The sequence below is a fragment of the Parashewanella curva genome, from assembly GCF_003675895.1.
Lineage (GTDB): Bacteria > Pseudomonadota > Gammaproteobacteria > Enterobacterales > Shewanellaceae > Parashewanella > Parashewanella curva.
The window spans coordinates 19,869-39,912 of the sequence record NZ_ML014765.1 but is presented as its reverse complement, the minus strand read 5'-3'; the positions used below and the strand labels follow the sequence as shown (position 1 = coordinate 39,912).

Sequence of the window (20,044 nt, the reverse complement as noted above, 5' to 3'; positions counted from 1 at the left end):
CAGAATGTAAACTAACGAACTAAACGACAATCGAGGACAAACTCATATAACTCAATACGCCACCGGAAAATAGTAACCTTGGTTACATAAGTTTACAATCGAAGCTAAGACACTGAAGCAATTAAGAATTTAATCAACAAAAAAAGGTAACTTTTCAAAAAACAGAATGGTTAATAAGTTACCTTTATGAGCATTTATAGTGATCTTTATTTGTATCAGATAGATGACTATTTCCCAGTGTCAATTTCAGCAAGTGGAACTTCAATAAATTCTACATGGTTTTTGGTATAAACTCTTGTGCTTTTTTCATCAGCGTGCGCCATTCGAGACTGAAGATCGATCCCCTGTTTATCATACAAATGGGCGGCTAAAGCTCGTATTTCATGAAAGGTAGGTCTCTGCTCTTGTGCTAAATGGTCACAACAACCAATTAAATCTCTGACCTCCGTAAACGTGCTAGAAATAGCATTAAGGGGGACTTGGTTTAAATTTTTTCTTACTTTTTTAAATTTACGCTTTTGAATTCGATGCACAACAAATTGGCTCATTACTTTATCTTTGCTGCGATCAATGATTTGCTTCAGTTTCTCACCAATCGGAATTGCAACATGAGCAGACTCTTTGTGTAGCACCTTTTGCCTATGAATTAAAAGTTTTCCGTAGATTGCTCCATTCTCAGTGGTCACAGGATCTTTAAACCAAGTACAGCCACAGTTTCTCGTATCAGAAGGAGGTATATGATAACGAATTCTTGATATTTCCAATCGAGCATGTGTCGTTTGTAAACTGAGATCCATCGCAGTTTGCAGCCAAAGAGGAGATGCCTCATGAATAGCGTGATACCACTCCAACTTCAGTCTTTGACGAGCTTTATCTGCAACTCTTTTCCTTTTTTTTAGAGTGGCAGGGTTCGTCGTCATAATGCTTTCATCTATGGCATAAGAAAACAGTTTTTTGAGCCAGGCTACCTTTCGGTTTTGAACATTTGCGCTCGCATCACCGTGATACTCATTGATATAGTCGTTAACATGACGAAGCTCTATTTTTGATGCAGGAATATTACAAAAAAACTCTTTGCAACGTGTAGCATCACTCACAAATGAATACTTCACTCTCGTAGATGGCTGTTCTTCTTGAAGGATCCTATTTAATAAATTATCTACACAAGAGCCAAAAAAAGTTTCATTGTCTTTGTCATCAGCAAGCAATTGCTCCACTGTAACATTCACTTTAGGTCTAGCTATTCGGTTGTACTCCTTAGCAACAGAAATAGCCACTTCCCTATCTCGTCCTAATTCTTTAAATCTTCCGTCCACTAATTTTATCCTAAAGCTTCCTCGCCGAGCGTCATAATAAACATGCTCTGGCAAATGCTTAGTAAGTTTGTTTTGTCTAATACCAGCCATATCATTAAGCCCTCAATAATGCTTTGACTCCATCAGCTACACGTGCATCAATTCCAGCTCTTTCATTAGCAAACACATAGGGCTTACCATCAATAAAGCGACCTTCAACAATGCCTGATTTAATCCAATTTCGAAGTGTTTTAGCACATGGCATAGAACCTTGGTCAAACTCACGTTTTGCCCAATGGGAAGCTTTCATTAATTTATGATTCATGACTTTTCTCCTTTATGGAATACCCAGCACTTAACACAAGCGGGTTTATTCATGTTTGGGAAAGATTTATTAAGCCGATCATTAACGGCGCTGTTCACAGCTTTTTGCCCGATAAACGGGTGTAATTTGCTTAATTTGAGTAGTCGCTTTAACTCACTCAATATTGGCATTTGTTGCTTACGGGAACTGGCAATTTCAGAAAACTGGTTGAGATTAATAGCAATTAACTCCGGATCTCTGGCATGGTTAACCGAATTGATTTGTTCAGACTCTAAGAACTCAAAAATATCCCAAAATAATTGCAGTTGCGGGATCTCTTTACTTGTTACTTGCTGACGCTCTTTCGCCATGCTTTTCAAAACTTGAATCGTCTGATCAACAAATTCATCTGATATACCAAATAGAGACGACATAATTTCGGTTAATGCACACAACTGAGCATGATTTTTTACTATACGATTGCTGTAAATTTTGTATTCTTTTTTGATTTGCTTTAGGTAGAAAGGCACTCTGTCTTTGAGCTGTGCAAGCACTTGCTGCTCATTTACAATGGCTTTTAAAATAAAACCAGACACCTGTTCGACGTCAATCGATTCTAACCATTCTGCTGCCGATAAACTTTCTGGTGTTTGGGTGCGAGTTTCAAAACTCAGTTTTATAATGCGCTGTAAAATCGGTCTTGATGCCTGCACTTCAGTGTTTTGCTCAATAACAATAGCACCTCTAAATTTGGGCTCACGAGTTTCATTGTTATTGCTTTTAACTCCCTTATAGCATGTTGAACGGCCATGATAGAGCATCTTCAACTCTTCCCAATCAAAACGTGCTAACTTAGGGTCTTTGCTTTGCTCTCTATCTGCTTCACTGAGAACCACTGGAAGGTTGCCCACTTGTGCCATGAGCCTTTCTCTAGCGGATGGAGATGCGCGATTAGGGTCAAAACCTTCATAATTTAACCTACCACAACACTTCCAAAGAAATTCTACCAATGTGGTTTTTCCGCTACCCGGTTCACCCGTAACTTCTAAAAATGGGAACGTCTTTTGTGACTCGCGAATTTGCTCAGCAAACAAGCTACCGAACCAAAACGCTAAGGCTATGATCCCTTTTGTATTAAAGGCTTGCCAAAGAAGGTTTATCCAAGTTGTGCCAAACTGCTCTAGATTTGAGTTGATTTTAAGCTTGAGAGAATAAATCGACTTGATACTTAAGGGAGGAATATCAAAGTAATCTTCATCATTGAGACTGTATAACCTCCCTTGCTTAACGGCTATATCATCAAATATATAACACTGATGCTCTTTGCTATATCCTATAAAATCAATGGATTGCACATGCTTAATATTGTATAGCTGCTTTTCAACAACCTGATCGAGTTGGTGTGTATTTCCTCGAAAGATCGCTCCAGGTGCAACACTGAGTAATCTTCGTTTGAATTCATAACACGAGCTAAGTTGACAACCTGTAAAGTTGGTAATTATACGGTTATTTTGATGTGGAAAATCAATTTTAAAGGTATAGCTTATTTCTTTTGAATCACAGAGCTGACATGAATACAAAGCTTGAGGAAAACACCTACAAAGTAACTTTACCTTACTCGACTCACGAATAGTCTGTACTCGAACTTCTTCTCGTGTATCTTTGCTAGAGTTACCATCCAGTAGCTGTTCTTCCACCTTACGGAAATTTTTAAGATCAATAGTGTACCAATATAAAGCTTGCTCAAAGTCGAATGAAAATTCGGTATTACCATTCTTTTGGTATATGAGTAGCGCCTTATCCATTGCTGATCTTGCGATTAGCAATTTGCCAAGGTGTCGGTAATGTTCAAGATGTTCCGCTGTCAGCTTTTCTCTTAAAAGTAGCTCATTCCAATCCAGTTTTATTTTGGCTGTGTAGGGTTGAGCTGCTGTGGCTTGCCAACCAAGTTCTCTTGCTCTATCAACAAATTTTTGAGTAAAGGATTCGCCTGCATTACCCGTATCAAAGGCGAAGACTAAAGTTGGTTTGGGCTTACCAGCTAATAACACCTCAAGGTGTTGAAGAGCTTTTTCAGGAAAATTGTTACAGCTCATGGTGCTAACAGCAGTTAAGCCAGAATGGATCAGAGCAATGGCATCAAATATTCCCTCAGTTAGCCATAACTCTTGCGGCAGGGTATCAACGCAAAAATTAGGTGCTTGCCACCATTCTCCTTGGTATTTGCCTTTGAATATGGCTTTTTTACTGCCAAAACGCTCAGGTTTATCAATTAACCTTTCCCAAGTGGTGCCATTGGTTAAGGTGAATTTGACCGTCGAACTACTAAAGCCTGTAGTTTTATCAGTATAGGAACCTTGTTGATACCAATCTTTGATAAGACTGAGTGTGAAACCTCGTCCGTATTTTAAGTAAGCATCAGCGGTATCGGTTGAACCATGACTTTCATCGTAGACAGGAAAGCGTTCGCTCCAAGAATTAAATAGATCAGGGTAAAGCTGCTTGATATGCAGTTCATGTCCACATTTGTTTAATCGTCCACAGCGAAGTAACCAAGGTTCATTTTTAGAAGTATAAAGTTCTCTTTTACCGCAGTTAGGGCAAATGCCTTGTTGTAGAAAGTCGGTACTTTGCTTCTTGAAATCAAAGTCTCTCGGTAATCGGCGCAACACTTCTTGATATAACTCTGGATACATAACTACACTCCATAGCTAGCTTCAAAACACAACTACAGCTTTGATTGTAAAAAAGCATTTATCTTTCTTATATCGTACCGTTCTCGTCCAGTAAGCCTTATCTCAGCCTGAGGAAACCTGCGGTGCCTTTTCCAACGGCAAAGAGTTGCCCTATGGATACCAAAATGTTCACAGAGTTGAGCATTCGTGAACCAAATTTGCTTTGAAAGAGATCTTGATAAAACAGTTTCTTTGTTAATCATAATCACTCCTAAAATATGTCAAAAAAATTTGACCTTTACGGCATTTTTGAATTTCTAAGTAAAATGAGTCAAATTAATATTGATGAAATTTACTTCATGTTTGGAAATTTAGACAAAATAAACACAAAGTCTTTGAAAGGAAAAAATGGATGACTGGCTTGAAGGTGATTAATGAATGCTTGAAAAATTTTTATTGTGTTCGCTCTGGACGTACTCAATAAAAGCTTTGCGAGTAGATTCGGGCAAGAATCGAATAAATCTATCGTATGTCTTTATCCATGCAACATAACATTGAAATTTAGCCGCCTCTTCTATAGATAAGGCATAAGCAGGAAGAACTTTTTCCACAATATACAAAGGATCAACAAGGGTCTTACGGGAATTGCTAAACCTATACTCTATCAAAAATTCATTTTCTTTGAATACCAATCCATTAAATACAATCAATATGGCTGAGGCTCTGTTACATTCAGAATGGTAATGAAACCATTTAGTTAAATTGTCAAAACTCAACACAGCGTATCCTCCATTCATAAATAGGAAATGAACCATCGATTTGCTCAGTAACGATTTCGTACTTAGCTGGTTCGATCACCAAAAACTCTGTAGCATTAAAAGTATTTTCAAGGCCACATAACGCCACCTTTTTAAGTTCTGTTTGAAAAGCAAAGGCTAATTTACCTAAATTTTTTTCTGTCAATATTGATGGACTTCCCCATATAAAAATCCCATCTTTTAAGTATTTTTGTAAAGCCACAAAGCTATTTAGAATGGGAACTTCTCGACTTATCTTACATTCAAGCTGCCCAATTCCCAACATTAGCCAATTGGGGTTTATGTTTAATGCATTGGCAAGTTTAGGAGCAAGCTTTGATTCAGTAAGCTTTTGATTAATAATATAGTTAATAGCTTGTTTGGTGACCCCTGAGCGTTTCGCCAACTCAGTTTGAGATACTTGAAGTTCAATCAACGCTCGTTCTAATCGTTCACCTAAAGTTGTTTCCATTTATTTTGTCTCAAAGGGATTGTTACCTCCTAAATACAAATGTTTTTGACAGTTTAGTCAAATTAAATATTAATAATAAGGTTAATTAACTGCCAATATCTAAATGCCCTTGCTCAAGTTCCCACTGCACGCCATAAGGGTCGATAAAGTAAAAATACTTGATGTTAGAAACCACATCACAAACTTCTTGTTTAGCTTCAAGATTAGCTTCTTGCTCTTTATCAAAAAAGTAGAAATCGTCAGGGGTAATGGTGTCGATCTTGTAAGGCTGATAATTAATATCTTGGCTAATTAAGGTCACGTCTTTTTGCGCTTTCACAAATTCAAATGCCGCCTCAATATTGCTCACCTTGAGGGCTATGTGTCCGACATTTCCGACATCATTCGTGGCTTTAAATGTCACTTCCTGTCGGCCAACAGGTTGGTGATATTCCATCAGCTCTAAATATACTCCCGTATTTGGGATCTCTAAAAAGGTAATGGTGACATCGACTTTTTCAGGCTGCTCTATAAAACCAGCTGATCGACTAAAACCAATGTTTTTAAAGTGTGGAAACGATTGCTGAGGAATGGCACCAAACACAGTTTGATAAAATGCCAAGGCTTGCTCTAAATCATTCACCACAATATTAATGTGACTAAACCCTTCAAACTGGATCATGGGCTTGAACTCCTGCAGTTGGTTGATTGGTAGAAATGTATTCCCTGATGGCTTTCATCGCCAATGTACTTAAAATGGAGTACACAATTACGCAAAGAACATTGGTAACGATATTCACATGAGCGAGTAAAAACACACTCTCTGGATAGTTACCTTTAAACCCAAAGTAATCGGTGAAATAGGTGTAAGCACTGATACTCACTAAGGTCGAGAATAATGTAGATTTGAAATACGGGTATTGCTTGACTTGATACCAATGAGAGAACAGAAGTATATCAATGATGCCGATAATCAAGCCACCACCTAAATTGGCAAGGAACAACTCAGGTACGCTGCCAAACACATCGTGATAAGACTGAGCCAGTGGGAAGAAATCTGGCGCAGGTGAAATATCAACACCCGTGGCGGCCATCAACCAATAGGAGTTGGCAAGTGCTTCCCCCACCAAGACCCACACCACAAACCGACGATTATTAAGTGCAGCCAACATATCTGAAAGCGAAAACACCAACATATAAGTGAAAGTGGCAGGGATCACCGGATAACCAAATAGTACGATAAACCGATTGGCGATTAAGTGAGAGGTAATGGATGTCGTGATCAACAAGCCAATCAAAATATAATTCAGCTTTGTTGTTCTCAGCATTTTCTGGTATTCAGAAGCCGTGGCCATCTTGTACCTCCTTCATTACGAATTCGATAAAATTAGCTTGGCTTTCTGGACACTGGAATTTAATGAAATTCTGGTAGGTTTTATAGAAACTCAAATACTGATTGAATTTCGCCCACTGAATTTCATTAAAAAACGGTGCGCCATATTGTTCATGTACAACTTCAATACGCTCTTTATGGATTTTCATACTGGAGCCAAACCGAAAGCGTAGCCAGAACGTGCCATCCATAAACACCATTTGTTCAATAAAGATTTTCATCTTGCTGGCAAACAGGTTGCTCAAGGCATAATCAAGTGAACTTTTAAAAGCATTAATACTCGACACAGCGCCTCCTTATTTCATAAATAGGAAAGGTATTCACATCGGATTTATCTAACACTTCAATTTTGAGTGGTTCGATTTTTAGAAACTGTTTAGCGCCAAAGGTATTTTGTTCACCACAAATAATGAGTTCGTCTAACTGGAGCTGAAAAGCAAAGCTGAGCTTGCCAATGTCTTTTTCGATGATGATGTACTTCTTGTGATCCAGTAACTGCCCATCACGAATAAATTTCTGCACATCGACAAAGCTATTAATGATCGGAATATCTATCGCAAAGCAGCTTTCGAATCGCCCAACTCCGTGTAATAACCAAGACGGATTCACATCAAGGCAGTCAGCAAGCTGGAAAGCAAATTTGGATTTATCTAATTTCTTTTGAACAATGTAATTAATACTCTGCTGAGATACCCCACTGCGCCGACCTAGTTCGGCTTGACTAACATGCAGTTGCATCAAGGCGTATTCCAAACGTTCACCAAATGTAAGACTCATAACTGTGCCATTTGTTTTTTTTGGTAGCCTACGCTAAACGTATGCAACTCTGTCAAAATAAACCTTTAAATTGTTAAGGTTAAATTCAGGATAAAAACAAAGGTTTGGGGAAAGGTGTAAGTAAAAATAGGGGCTGTAGAAGAAAATTAATTTTTAAAGCTCGTAGGGAACTTTTATCGAAAAGAAGCGAACATTTTAGATTTGAGGTAGGATGAGTTCTGTTTAATAAGTTCATTACACAGCATCGAGCAATGTCCGTTCGCTTTTTGCTGTAGTTAAAAATATGTAGTCTGGAGAAAAAGTGGGTTCACCAAGAGAACTAATAGTTAGGTGTATGATTATAGGGCTAGGTTTGCTCTTGTATAACGAATACTATGAAAAGGTTCCTGAGTCCCTATTAGCTTTTTCACTTGGTTTTATAGGCTACAGCTGTCAACTCTTTGTTCAAAGAACGAAAATTTATCCTCTGCATCTATTGGAGTATATTTTTCTTATCTCTTTCGTATCCTATGACTTATTCGTTAGCGTTGAGTCTACAGCAATGTTTTTTCTGTTTGGGTATTTCACCACAAAGGCAATTTTCAGAGCCATTATTTGGTTTAAGAGTGCCTCCACAGACGATTGACCCACAGGTTTTGATTTTCTTTTTGCTTAAATTACATCGAAGCTGAATCACCTTAATCTGAGTAAAATTCGTCTTTTATTGACTAGTGCAGGATTCGCAAAATGATGGCAAACTCCGTATGTTTTGCTGGCATTTTCCGGGAACGCCATTCTGAAAGAATAAACTTCTAACATATATCCTTTTAAACTATCCAGACTCGCAACAATATGTAGTAATTTGAAAGCGAGTAACTGCGGTAGGATGCACAAATGGCACGAATTGAAATTTTGCTCAGCGATGAAGAAAAAACAAATTTGAGGGATTATTGTGATACTCAAGGAATTACAGCCTCAAGTATGATCAGAACGTTGATAAATCAATCTTCTCCTGGTGTGGCCAACACTAATGATTTTAAAGAGCTAAAAACCAATAAAATTACCATCAGACTTTCGGATCATAATCACCACCTTTTATCTACCAGAGCAAAATCGGAAGGCTATTTATCACAAACTAACTGGGCTTCTGCTTGTATTCTATCTCGTTTACACCAAGAGCCAGTGCTAAGTGATGATGAAATAAACATCTTACGTCAATCCAACCGCCAGTTATCAGCCATTGGTCGCAACCTTAATCAAATAGCTAGAGTGCTGAATATTGAATTCAGAGAGAGCGACAAGATCACTAAAGGAATGATTGAAATGCTCAGTAACAGAATTGATAAACATAAAGATAAGGTTTACAAATTACTCGACAAAAACCGTACTCGTTGGAGCATTGATCATGAGCCAACTGCTGAATGACCGAATATCTGGATTACTCAATAATGACGTTTGGCACAAACCCAACCGTATCAAATCATCGAAAAGCTTTACTCGAAAACCTCCAGAAGTCATGGTGAAAATCAGTGGTTATTGCTACACTGCCGATCATACTCGAAGTCATTTTGATTACATCAGCCGTAATGGAAAGCTAGAAATTGAAGATGAATGTGGTCAGATCTACCATGATAAACAGTCACTGCATCTGCTAGCTAAAGATTGGGGAGAACCGCAAACCAATACCAAAAGACGCACTCGCCATAGTACTCACATCGTTTTATCTATGCCCGATGGCACCGAACCTAAAGCTGTGAAAAAAGCCGTAAGAGAGTTCGCAAAAAAGACCTTCTCCGATAATCATCAATACATCATGGCATTGCACACCGATACCGACAGCCCACATGTTCATTTGACTGTTAAGAACTTAGGATTTGATGGGAAGCGATTGCACGTACGAAAAGGATTACCCCAAGTGTGGCGTGAGCGTTTTGCTATAGAAATGGAAAGAGAGGGCGTTGCAGCTGAGGCTACATCGAGTTTGATGAGTTTACGGTTACTAAGAACTACAAAAACAGCTTCGAAAGAACACATGATCGAGCCGTGAGTTCAATTGACTAGTTAGATGGAGAGAAGGTACTTTTATTTGAAAGCAAGTTTAAAAAATTCTATTACTCGCTTATCTTCGTTATCAAAACCACTAATTGATAAAAGATGAGAGCAGATATTGTTATCAGGCTCATTAAATTGGGTAAGGCTTTTCTCAGAATCTATTAATAATCCTAGTGAAATCAATCCATCTATTACTTCTTTATGGATTGGAACTGGATTATTTTGAATTCTAAAAAAATCGTCCACTCCTCTTGCAAATCTAGCACTAGAGAAAAGTAAACTATCTTCTTCGATACAGACAAACAAATATTTTGAAAATAATAGTGTCCGATAACACTTACAGTCCATTTGCGTTAAATTGAGTAAAGCGCGATCAGTTTGATTTCGCTTTACTTTTATGAGGTACCACTGATTTTGCATAATAGAATACGGGAGCTTAAAGATCCCCTCATATTTTTGAATTAAATAATCCCAAAGACACTGCGGTAAATACTGTGATTTTTAAGGTAACGATAAAAATTTTCCATTAATGGATGCGCCCATTCTTCTCTCATTGTCGGTAAAAGCTCATAGTAAATGCAGCCTTGGCGAAATAAAGAGTAGCTCCTAGTTTTGGTCGTATTGGCTTTAATTGTCTTTTCTAAATCAGCTTCTTCACCTGCTTTACCTAGCAGAGTAAGTAAACCAATCGCAAGTGCGCTTAGTAAAAATAGCCTATCTCTTCTTGTGGTTGAGCGTGTATAGGTTTCGCTCATGCCCATTCCAAAGCGATAATCCTTAATGTCCCTGAATGTGGTTTCAATTCCCCAGCGTTTTCCATATAGCTGTAAAATTTTCGGTGTACCTAAATCTGCCCGGCTCGAGACGATAAACCATGCTGATTTCATTCCCTTTTTCTTGGTACAGATGACTTTCGCCACAGGGTGACGCTTGCTGGTTAACTCAACATTCTTCAGAGTCTTTGCTCGTCCACTCGGAAGTAAGAAGTCTTTGATTGGAAATAACTCACCTTCGGCGTCTGTAACCTTGATATTAGACTTTGTTTCGAATGACGTAATCGAATCCAAGCTCATGCTCAAGGAAATTAAATAGCTTGGTGTCACTGAAGCCTCTATCGGCAACAATAGTAACTTTAACCCTTTGAGGAACAATCTCTCTGAGCTTTACCAGCAACTCGTCTTCATGATTATTACGGTTCCCCTTTAACCCGAGTTTCTTGTGCGTTTTCCATAATAGAGGCGTATTACGACCATGCGAGGTTTGCATGCTTAAGACAATAGTGGAGTGCTCGTCGGCATCGAACTCTGTCCAGTCCAGAGATACAACAATTTCGCTGCGTGAACCAATAATATAAGAAGCCCAGCTATCAAGTAGTTGCCATACATTGAGCTTGGTGTTGCTCACTAACCTATCAACCTGCTTTATTGCAGACTTTCTCTTTAGCTCACAAGCTTGAGCTAAGCCTGCACCAATAGCGTGAACAGCGAGGGAACCTTTTTCTATTACACCATGAGCCGCATTTGCTAAAGACTGAACTCTTCGAGCATGCATGCTATGGCCAAAAAGTTCATCTACGTGATTATGAATTAAATCTTGATTTATCATGGTGCGGTCATTGTGCGTATTAAGGTTATTTGGAGTATTTTACCTCACAACCGTTGATATGACTGATTTATATGAGGGGATGCTTAAGGTTCCTAACCCTGCAACTGGAATTACTGCTTTCATTTTTAATCCTTTCTGAACCTTTTGAGCAGTTGCCAAACATGCATTAATGCCCAATTATAAAAAACAAAGATGGTGACAAATAAAACAAACATTATGGACTCTGGTACATGAAGAGCTTCACCAATTAAACCAATTAGAGCAATGACAATCGCTCCTAAAAATATTCTGACTAAAGTTTGACGGCGTGAGAAGCCTGCACGTTCGAAAATATGATGCAAATGATCTCTATCTGGCTTAAATGGTGATTGACCCTTCTTCATTCTTCGATACATTATCGCAGCCATATCCATGAGTGGGATAGCGATTAAATATAATGCTGTAACAGGAGAAAAGGCCCTATTTTCAGATTCAACACCAATGACTAACAGCCAAACTACTGAAAGCCCGATCAACATGCTTCCTGCATCGCCCATAAACACCTTAGTAACGTTTTTAAAAGGCCAGCGTAAGTTAAATGAGAGATAAGCAAGAATAGCTGGAATAAATAAAAAAGCTAATATAAACCAGTGATTACCAGCTTTATATAGAAGCAATGAAAGTGAACCAAAAGTAACTAAACTGAGCGCTCCCGCTAAGCCATCAATACCGTCAACCATATTAAATGCGTTAATTGCCCCAATAACAGCAACCACCGTAACTACGGTTCCAATATACCCAAGCTTAAACTCAAAAAAATGAAAGATAAAACCAAATGTTGAAAGGTAAAAATTTGCTCCAAAGATCAATATTGAAGCCACAAAAACTTGCACTAAAAGTCTTGAGCGTACAGACAAGTCACACTTATCATCCAATATCCCCAAAATTAAAATAAGGCTTGCAGATAATAAGTACAAATTAAAAGTTCGACTTAAAGGCATTATTATTGCCGACGCAAACAACACACCCAAAAAAATTGCTGCCCCACCAATTAAAGGCGTATCACCAACATGCAACTTACGATCATTCGGTATATCAACTAACCCCATTTTTTGTGCGAGAGGTTTTAATGCAGCAACACCGCACAATGTAAATAAAAATGAGCCCATAAAGGCAAGAAAATATTCCATATATAGTACCTATATAGAGTTTGTTATTTTAATCAACCAACTCTTTTTACTACACGCTCTACAATTTTAAGCATTTTATCAGCAAGCAACCTCCTATCAAACAAAGAAGAATTTTCACTGCAATTGAATTTTAAACTGACGTATTGTTCTTTATTAGAATGTAAGTCGAGAACCGCTTTGGCTATTTCACTTGCAGATTCTGATTCAACAACTAATCCACTGTCAGTATCTCTAACTATCTTGGTTGCTTCACCTTCAGGAACACTAATTACTGAAGGTATTCCCATCCCCATACATTCGAATATTTTGGAAGGTATTACAGTCTTAAATAACGGTTTATTAATTAATGGAACAAGAGAGATATCACAAACAGCCCACAATTGAGACATCATCTCTTTAGATTGCCTATCAATCAAAATTACGTTTTCTAATTTTTTCTTAATAACTAACTTCTTAACCTTGTCTCTCTCTGCACCTCCACCAGCAAAAACAAAGCGAATTTCATCATGTTCTTTTAAGAGTTCAGCGGCTTCCACGATAGTAGATAAGCCATGAGCCAAACCGTGAGTGCCGATATACCCGGCAACAAATTTGTCTTCAAGTTTATATTTTTTAGCGAAAATAGATTTACTTTTATCAGTGGGGTGATACTTACAGAGATCAACACCATTTAGGACAACGTCTATTTTATTGCCATCAACACCTCTCTCGATTAACTCCTTTTTGAAACTATGAGTGACAGACACGATCAAGTCAGCTTGCTTGTATAAAAACATCTCAACTTTTTCCAGTATCTGAATAATCTTGTTCTTTTTCATTGCACCAACGGCAGTAATAGATGCAGGCCAAATGTCACGTAGTTCAAAAACAAAGGGCACGCTTTTAAGCTTTGCTAAAGCCCAAGCTGAAATAACAGTAAAAAATTGAGGTGAAGTACCAATAACAACATCAACTTTTTTACTAAATAGACCAAAAATAAAGCTACTCAGCATAAAAGAAATAAAGTCTAAGATACGCTTGATAAACCCTTCATTGGCCGTAATGTAAGTTTTAACACGCCAAACATTAATGCCTTCAACTTTACTTTTACTGAACCATGAATTTTTGTAACCCTCAAAGACTTTACCTTCAGGGAAGTTTGGTGCACAAGTTATTACTGTTACTTTGTGACCAGCTTTAACCCACTCTCTAGTGTGTTCATAAGTTCTGGATGCAGGAGCATTACCTTCTGGAGGAAAGTTATCTGTCAGAAAAAGAATATGCATACTACTTTTTATTCCATAAAAAATTTAAAGAAAGAGCATCTGTCTCCATCTTTGTTTCCAATACCTTGTTTGCTCGTGATAAACCAAACTCTGGATGCCACAGAGATTCTTTTAAACACACATCTAAGCTTGATAAGTCACACCGCATAGAAAAATGCTGTCCCTCAACTGCAAGCATCCCTTCACTTAAAGTGACACTTAAATCAGGGTGAAAGTAAAGCCGTGATATCGCAGTATTAAATTGACCTTTAATTTTGTCAGAGATAACAAAGCTATTTGTACCTAACTCAATTGTACGAGCATGTTCGCATCCACCAATGATATTTTCATAACCATTGTGACTTGCGCTTAAAATAACTCCATCGCCTTTAATTTCAGCATAGCGCCAGTTAATTCGAGCTCGCTTAGCTACTCTAAAGCCACTCCAAACCTGTGAGGAATCTTTATTGTCTACTTCAATTGTGTTATGAGAAATTGTTTTTCTTTCTATTAAACGCTGAGGTGACAACCCATACTGAGAAATACCAGTATTAACGAAAACTCTTTCAGGCCCAATAGACATCTCGAATGACAACGTATCTGCATGAGCGTGACCTGGGATATAATCAGGCCCAACATTGCTAGCATCAAAAATGACTTTTAGGCCTTTGAGGGTTGCAACCAAATATCCCGAATGTTTCAAATCAAACACTTGGGCGTTTTCTAAATTGAAGTTCTCAGATTGAAAGCCTAAGCCTTTTGCATAATTTTTTATTAACGCTTGTTGAGGAGCAATTCCGTCAACTGAATCATTAAAGAAGGATACACCGCCATCAGGATGAGATATAGCTTCCATACAATGAAGCATTTTAGGAATATATTTTTCAATTAGCCTTGATAGTTCAGATGAAACAGATTCTGGATAAGAGCGACATAAATTACACATGTCCAACATATCAACAAGGATAAGTGAATGATACATGGGTGTAAGTTCAAAGTTGAAGCCATCATCTAAAATCTGTTCAGGAATTTCTTTCAGCAAGCCTTTTTCAGCTATATTCAGCCATCGAGAATTTTTAAAAATGACTCCAGCAAAAAGCAATGCCTTTAAATTGACAAAATAATGATTTCCTAAGAGGTGCTTTTCTAAATCATTAGAAAGATAACTAGCTTGAGCATGCAAGCTCTCAAACATGGACGGAGTAAGCTCCATTCCTGAGAGCCAAGCTTTAAATATGTTGGGAACACGTAAAGAGATAGGATAAGGCTCCCAACCATTCCCCTTTCCTATAGGATTATCTTGGATCCACTGTTCAATTAACTCAGAATGAAAGTCGCGTTTCTGATCTGAATTTATTGATAAAAGTTCTTCAAAATAATGAAGGTTATACGTCCAAAGTTTACTATGAGATTCATCATTCCAATCAACGGGAAAATTAAGTGTTTTAGAATGATTTAAAAATGTAGCTCGATAATCAAAAGTAATTTTCTCTTCAAAAAGCTCAACACTTTTCCAAAGATGACTTCTTTTTACAACGTATTGATTAAATTGCTCAGTTACCTTAGGTTTAAAAAACTTACGGTAAAATCTAAAATAAAATTGAGGCCACTTTAGACACTTAACAGTGTGAAATAGTAATAATAATTTTTTCATAAATAAACGAAAGGGGGCTAAGCCCCCTTGAAATTAACTCCTGAGATGTTCTGCAATATCAACGGATATTCGCGCCACCTCAAAAATTTCCTCATGAGGGATTGGGCTAGCAGAGCCAGATATCACTGACTGCATAAATGTCTTAGTGCAATTAGCTTGCCCTTTATCTTGTGACCAAAGGTTCATTTTATCAAACCCTTTCCAGCCAAATCCTGTTAATTTACGGAAATTGTCTAACTGCAGCACAGCATCGTCACAGAATACTTCTATTCTTTCTTTTGGAAATGACTTGCCACCGTTAGCAAAATAATGAATCGTACCGATTGAGCCATCTTTAAAAGTCAGGGTTATGATTGCCTTGTCTTCAGTCACTTCAACAAAGTCATTTTCACCCATTTTTACAGCGTTGAAGGAAGAAATCTCAGAGCCTGATAAAAAGCGCATTAAGTCAATATAATGACAAGCTTCACCAATAATCCGGCCACCGCCAACGCTTGGATCTTGAGTCCAATGATCTTTAGGTATATCACCAGCATTCATGGTCATGATAAACGTCTTCGGTGCAGATTTGTTACTCAGTAACGCTTTCATTTTTTGAACTTGAGGAGCAAAACGGCGGTTATATCCGACCATAACAATGCTATTCGAAGCTCTCTGAGCGGCTTCTAATGCATTAATTTCTTCATGATTTAACGCTAACGGCTTTTCTACAAATACATGCTTGCCTTTCTCTAGTGCAGCAATAGCTTGTGATGCATGCAGGTTATGCTGAGTAGCAATGACCACTGTATCTGTTTTGTCATCAAGAGCTTGCTGCAAATCGGTTGAAGCAGATCCGAAGCCATTTTTGTTACCATGGTGTACAGCACTGATCCCACCGCTAGTGACGATAGAAGTCAAATTAGCACCAGCTTTTTTAAATGCTGGAATAAGCACTCTTGATGCATAGTTACCACCGCCAATAAAGGCCACATTACCTTTTCCTTTAGAAGGAGCCGAGATTGCTCCAAGATTAACGGTCGATTGAGTTAATTTTTCAGGATCAGAACTACTGTAATCAAGAACAATACCTAAAGAGGCTTTGTCATCAAGCTTAGCGTATGCTTCTTTTGCATCATCAATAACAAATCGATGACTTACTAAAGGTTTAATGTCGATAGCACCTGCAGCCATCAAATCTAAAATAGCTTCAAAGTTTCGTTGCTCTGTCCAACGAACGAACGCAAAAGGATAGTCCTTCCCTTTAGCTTCATATTCATCATCATATCGACCTGGGCCATAAGAACAAGACACTTGGAAAGTAAGCTCTTTTTCATAGAGATCCGCACGGCTCAACTCTAAGCCAACAACCCCAACTAAAACGATTCGACCGCGTTTACGGCACATGGTTGCTGCTTGATGCATGATGTCATTGCTTTTTGAGCTTGCAGTGATTAATACCGCATCAACACCACGTCCACGAGAAAAAGCTTCAGCAGCAACTAATGGGTCTTCACCTTTGGATAAGTCAACAACCTCAGCACCAAACTGCTTAGCGAGTTCACATTTAGATGAGTCAAAGTCAATGCCCAGAACACGACAGCCATTAGCTTTTAATATCTGAACAGCTAATAAACCAATTAAACCTAAACCCGTTACAACAACCGCTTCTCCGATGGTCGGCTTGATTAACCGGATGCCTTGCATCGCAATTGCACCAAGAACTGTAAACGAGGCAGTTTCATCATCAACTCCCTCAGGAATCGCCGTAACTAAATTTTTAGGTACTCTTACCACTTCAGCATGGTTACCGTTTGATACAACACGAGTACCTTGCTCGAACCCAGTGTCACTACCATCCATTACAGTGCCAACGTTACAATAACCTAGCGGTAAAGGCTGGTCTAACTTAGATTTAACAGCATCATAAGTGGCAGAAAGTCCATCAGTTTTAACTTTTTCTAAAACCATTTTGACTTTGTCAGGTTGAGAACGAGCCTTTTCAATCCACCCTGCTTTACCAAAATCAACAAGCATTCGCTCGGTGCCAACAGAAACTAATGTTTTAGTTGTTTGAATTAGTACATGACCATTTTTCGAATTTGGGCAAGGAACATCGACCAATGATGTTTCACCATTGGCAAGATTTTGTAATACTTGTTGCATCAAATTACCTAATTAGAAAATAAAGAATTCTTTTCACTTGAGTTTGGGTAGTTAATCAAGACCGCTCTATATTTACCCTTGAAAACAAATAAACTACCTGCTGCGACGCCTATTGGAGAATACGTGCTAATCACATGTTTTAAATCAGAATGAGAACCTGCCCCACCACAAATGGTTAAAGGAATCGATACTGCTGCTTTCAGTTTTTTTAATAGGCTTAGATCATAGCCTTTCATAGAGCCATCAAGGTCGATATTATTTATAACGATTTCGCCTGCACCCAGAGATTCAACTGTTTTTATAAAATCAAATAAATCGATATCAACTGCTTTTTTACCGTTATGAGTATAAACCTTATAGCTACCAAATAGCTTTTTCTTAACGTCAAGAACTACAACAACACTTTGATTACCAACTTGTTGTGCAATCACTTTAATCAACTGAGGATTGTTGATAGCTGCTGCGCTTAGTGCCACTTTTTCAACACCTAAGGACAAGATTTTAAGTGCTTGCTCAGCCGTTTTAATTCCACCACCATAGCAAAGTGGCATTCTACACTCAGCAGCCCAGTTCTCAATTGTCTTATAATCTGGTTCATTACCATGCACAGTTGCATCAATATCAAAAATGGTTAGTTCGTCTGCTTCTTTTTCATTGAAAATTCGAACTGCATTGAGCGGATCACCAACATATTTGTCATCTGAAAACTTAGTGGTTTTAACTAAACCTTTATCACGCACTAAAAGAACAGGAATAACACGCGACCTAAGCATTAGCTACCTCTGCAAAATTTTTCAGCAAATTGACACCATTATGGTGGCTCTTTTCAGGGTGACACTGAATACCATAAATGTTTTCTTTTTTTACGATACAGCCAATGCGTTCCGAGTATTTTGCCGACGCTATGACATGCTCATAATCGGCATCAAAGTGATATGAGTGTAAAAAGTAAAAAAGAGGATTTATATCGAGATCATCAAAAAGTGGGTCATCTTTTTGCAATGACAAATTATTCCACCCCATATGAGGTAATGGAAACTCTAGTTCGTTATCATCAGAAAACTTAACCACAGTGGTATCTAACCAGCCGAGTCCTTTACTTTTGCCTTCTTCACTTCCCTTTGCCATGATTTGCATACCAACACAAATACCGATTACTGGGACTTTTTTTTCTAATACGAGCTCATCTAATTGCTCACGAAGCCCTGAATTATTTAAAAGCTCCATCGCATAATCAAAAGAACCCACACCGGGTAAAATAATCTTACTCGCTTGTGCCAATTCTTCCTTGGTTTTGGCAAAGCAATAAGGGATCCCTAAGCGTTTGTATATATTCCCAAAAGCACGAATATTTCCTAAGCCATAGTCGACAATCGCAATCAACGCTTGCCTCCTTTTTCCAGACCAAATGCGCGCAAGACTTTCGCACCAACATCATATATCCCTTGCTGAGACTTATAATCGCGATACGTTTTGTTTGGAGCATCGAAATAACCACGTAACTCTTCAACAGAGATACCCAGCTTATTAGCAATATACTCAAATTCCTGGCGAACCTGCTCTTCAGTCATTGCTGGCTTTTTAAGTTGCTCAAGAGCTTCATCGCGAGTCATTTGCCCCGTTAGAATTAGACTTGAAAACTGAACTTTACGAGTATCATAGCCAAATTTCGCAGGTAACCAATACCCTTCATAAAAACGTGTGAAGCGTGACTCAAAATGTTTTTGAGGATAACGCTGGTAACCAAATTTGTTTTCGAGAAGTTGAGTCGCTTCTTCTTTGTTATATTTCATGTAGTCTAAAGGACGAGTCACCTTAATTCCTTTGAAATAAGGTAAATAGACTTTGTGCCAAAGGATGTTTGTCACTGGAAAGCGTTTAAGAGGACGTGTACCAAACTTATCATGAATATCTTTTAGCTGACGACTATCAGATTGATAATACATCCACTCTAAAGGATTACGGATACACTCGGTGGAGTAATTACCACCAGTTAAAATATTTTTAACACCATGTTTAGAAGCAAACTTATACATTGTCGCAAAGAAAGCGTGATCTTGCGGCGTATCGGTATGTGAAACACCTGCTTTGAAAAATGAAAGTTGTAGATCTTTCATTTCCTCCCAATCAATCACTTCAGTATAAAGATCAAGCCCTAAGCCATCAACCAAGCGCTCAATGTTATTGACCGCTTCTTGGGAGTTCCAACCCGCATCAACATGAAAAACAAGAGGTCTAAGCCCGAGTTTTTCTTTCGCAAGATATAAAAGGTAAGAACTATCAATCCCCCCGCTCATACCAATAATGCAGTCGAAATCTTGACCTTTACCTTCTTGTTTGATTTTTTCGGCTAATTTGTATAATTCGGACTCGTCAATGCCATCTGGATTCCATTTTGGCAAGATATCTGAAAAATAGGTATTGCAATGATCACAAACTCCATTTTCATCAAATGTTATTTTAGAATCTGTGGTATCCATTACACATTTTGTGCAAATTCTCAT

General features: G+C 38.2%; 18 protein-coding genes and 1 pseudogene. 2 read left to right on the top strand and 17 right to left on the bottom strand.

Annotated elements, in window-relative coordinates; genetic code table 11:
* Nucleotides 1-227 precede the first annotated feature (227 nt).
* The 8 genes from D5018_RS22095 to D5018_RS07015 form a co-directional block, all read right to left on the bottom strand.
* Nucleotides 228-1,406, bottom strand: a complete 1,179-nt coding sequence (locus tag D5018_RS22095) for a site-specific integrase (RefSeq protein WP_121838309.1) — start codon at nucleotides 1,404-1,406, stop codon at nucleotides 228-230.
* A gap of 4 nt (nucleotides 1,407-1,410) precedes the next feature.
* Nucleotides 1,411-1,620, bottom strand: a complete 210-nt coding sequence (locus D5018_RS07055) for a hypothetical protein (protein ID WP_121838308.1) — start codon at nucleotides 1,618-1,620, stop codon at nucleotides 1,411-1,413.
* A complete protein-coding gene (locus D5018_RS07050; protein ID WP_121838307.1) occupies nucleotides 1,617-4,295 on the bottom strand; it encodes a toprim domain-containing protein in 2,679 nt (892 codons plus the stop codon). Before D5018_RS07050 ends, D5018_RS07055 begins: the two co-directional genes overlap by 4 nt.
* A gap of 744 nt (nucleotides 4,296-5,039) precedes the next feature.
* A complete protein-coding gene (locus tag D5018_RS07035) occupies nucleotides 5,040-5,543 on the bottom strand; it encodes a helix-turn-helix transcriptional regulator (protein WP_121838304.1) in 504 nt (167 codons plus the stop codon).
* Between the two features lie 85 nt (nucleotides 5,544-5,628).
* Nucleotides 5,629-6,204 (bottom strand): VOC family protein, encoded by a 576-nt coding sequence (locus tag D5018_RS07030; protein WP_121838303.1) that lies wholly within the window; start codon nucleotides 6,202-6,204, stop codon nucleotides 5,629-5,631.
* Complete coding sequence (locus tag D5018_RS07025) at nucleotides 6,191-6,877, bottom strand: VUT family protein (protein ID WP_121838302.1); 687 nt, start codon at nucleotides 6,875-6,877, stop codon at nucleotides 6,191-6,193. Before D5018_RS07025 ends, D5018_RS07030 begins: the two co-directional genes overlap by 14 nt.
* On the bottom strand, nucleotides 6,861-7,202 hold the full coding sequence (locus D5018_RS07020) for a hypothetical protein (RefSeq protein ID WP_121838301.1): 342 nt from the start codon (nucleotides 7,200-7,202) through the stop codon (nucleotides 6,861-6,863). The genes D5018_RS07025 and D5018_RS07020 overlap by 17 nt, the downstream gene beginning before the upstream one ends.
* Complete coding sequence (locus D5018_RS07015; protein ID WP_121838300.1) at nucleotides 7,189-7,692, bottom strand: helix-turn-helix domain-containing protein; 504 nt, start codon at nucleotides 7,690-7,692, stop codon at nucleotides 7,189-7,191. The genes D5018_RS07020 and D5018_RS07015 overlap by 14 nt, the downstream gene beginning before the upstream one ends.
* Nucleotides 7,693-8,565: 873 nt before the next feature.
* Here D5018_RS07015 and D5018_RS07005 point away from each other — a divergent pair.
* Entirely contained in the window at nucleotides 8,566-9,096 is a 531-nt protein-coding gene (locus tag D5018_RS07005) for a plasmid mobilization protein (protein WP_121838298.1), read from the top strand.
* A complete protein-coding gene (locus tag D5018_RS07000; RefSeq protein ID WP_121838297.1) occupies nucleotides 9,077-9,718 on the top strand; it encodes a relaxase/mobilization nuclease domain-containing protein in 642 nt (213 codons plus the stop codon). Before D5018_RS07005 ends, D5018_RS07000 begins: the two co-directional genes overlap by 20 nt.
* Nucleotides 9,719-9,753: 35 nt before the next feature.
* Here the strand turns inward: D5018_RS07000 and D5018_RS06995 are convergent, their stop codons facing one another.
* The 9 genes and pseudogenes from D5018_RS06995 to D5018_RS06955 form a co-directional block, all read right to left on the bottom strand.
* Entirely contained in the window at nucleotides 9,754-10,143 is a 390-nt protein-coding gene (locus tag D5018_RS06995) for a hypothetical protein (RefSeq protein ID WP_121838296.1), read from the bottom strand.
* A 41-nt stretch (nucleotides 10,144-10,184) separates the two neighbouring features.
* Nucleotides 10,185-11,328, bottom strand: a pseudogene (locus D5018_RS06990) (IS4 family transposase).
* A 125-nt stretch (nucleotides 11,329-11,453) separates the two neighbouring features.
* Nucleotides 11,454-12,497, bottom strand: a complete 1,044-nt coding sequence (gene wecA / locus D5018_RS06985; protein WP_121838295.1) for a UDP-N-acetylglucosamine--undecaprenyl-phosphate N-acetylglucosaminephosphotransferase — start codon at nucleotides 12,495-12,497, stop codon at nucleotides 11,454-11,456.
* Nucleotides 12,498-12,529: 32 nt separating this feature from the next.
* The gene (locus D5018_RS06980) at nucleotides 12,530-13,762 is read right to left on the bottom strand and encodes a glycosyltransferase family 4 protein (protein ID WP_121838294.1); all 1,233 of its coding nucleotides are present in this window, start codon (nucleotides 13,760-13,762) and stop codon (nucleotides 12,530-12,532) included.
* Nucleotide 13,763: 1 nt separating this feature from the next.
* Complete coding sequence (locus tag D5018_RS06975; protein WP_121838293.1) at nucleotides 13,764-15,395, bottom strand: heparinase II/III family protein; 1,632 nt, start codon at nucleotides 15,393-15,395, stop codon at nucleotides 13,764-13,766.
* A 33-nt stretch (nucleotides 15,396-15,428) separates the two neighbouring features.
* The gene (locus D5018_RS06970; RefSeq protein ID WP_121838292.1) at nucleotides 15,429-17,540 is read right to left on the bottom strand and encodes a bi-domain-containing oxidoreductase; all 2,112 of its coding nucleotides are present in this window, start codon (nucleotides 17,538-17,540) and stop codon (nucleotides 15,429-15,431) included.
* A gap of 8 nt (nucleotides 17,541-17,548) precedes the next feature.
* Nucleotides 17,549-18,313, bottom strand: a complete 765-nt coding sequence (locus D5018_RS06965) for an AglZ/HisF2 family acetamidino modification protein (protein ID WP_121838291.1) — start codon at nucleotides 18,311-18,313, stop codon at nucleotides 17,549-17,551.
* Nucleotides 18,306-18,923: an imidazole glycerol phosphate synthase subunit HisH gene (gene hisH / locus D5018_RS06960; RefSeq protein WP_121838290.1), complete on the bottom strand. Its 618-nt coding sequence runs from the start codon at nucleotides 18,921-18,923 to the stop codon at nucleotides 18,306-18,308. Before hisH ends, D5018_RS06965 begins: the two co-directional genes overlap by 8 nt.
* The gene (locus D5018_RS06955) at nucleotides 18,920-20,044 is read right to left on the bottom strand and encodes an N-acetyl sugar amidotransferase (RefSeq protein WP_121838289.1); all 1,125 of its coding nucleotides are present in this window, start codon (nucleotides 20,042-20,044) and stop codon (nucleotides 18,920-18,922) included. Before D5018_RS06955 ends, hisH begins: the two co-directional genes overlap by 4 nt.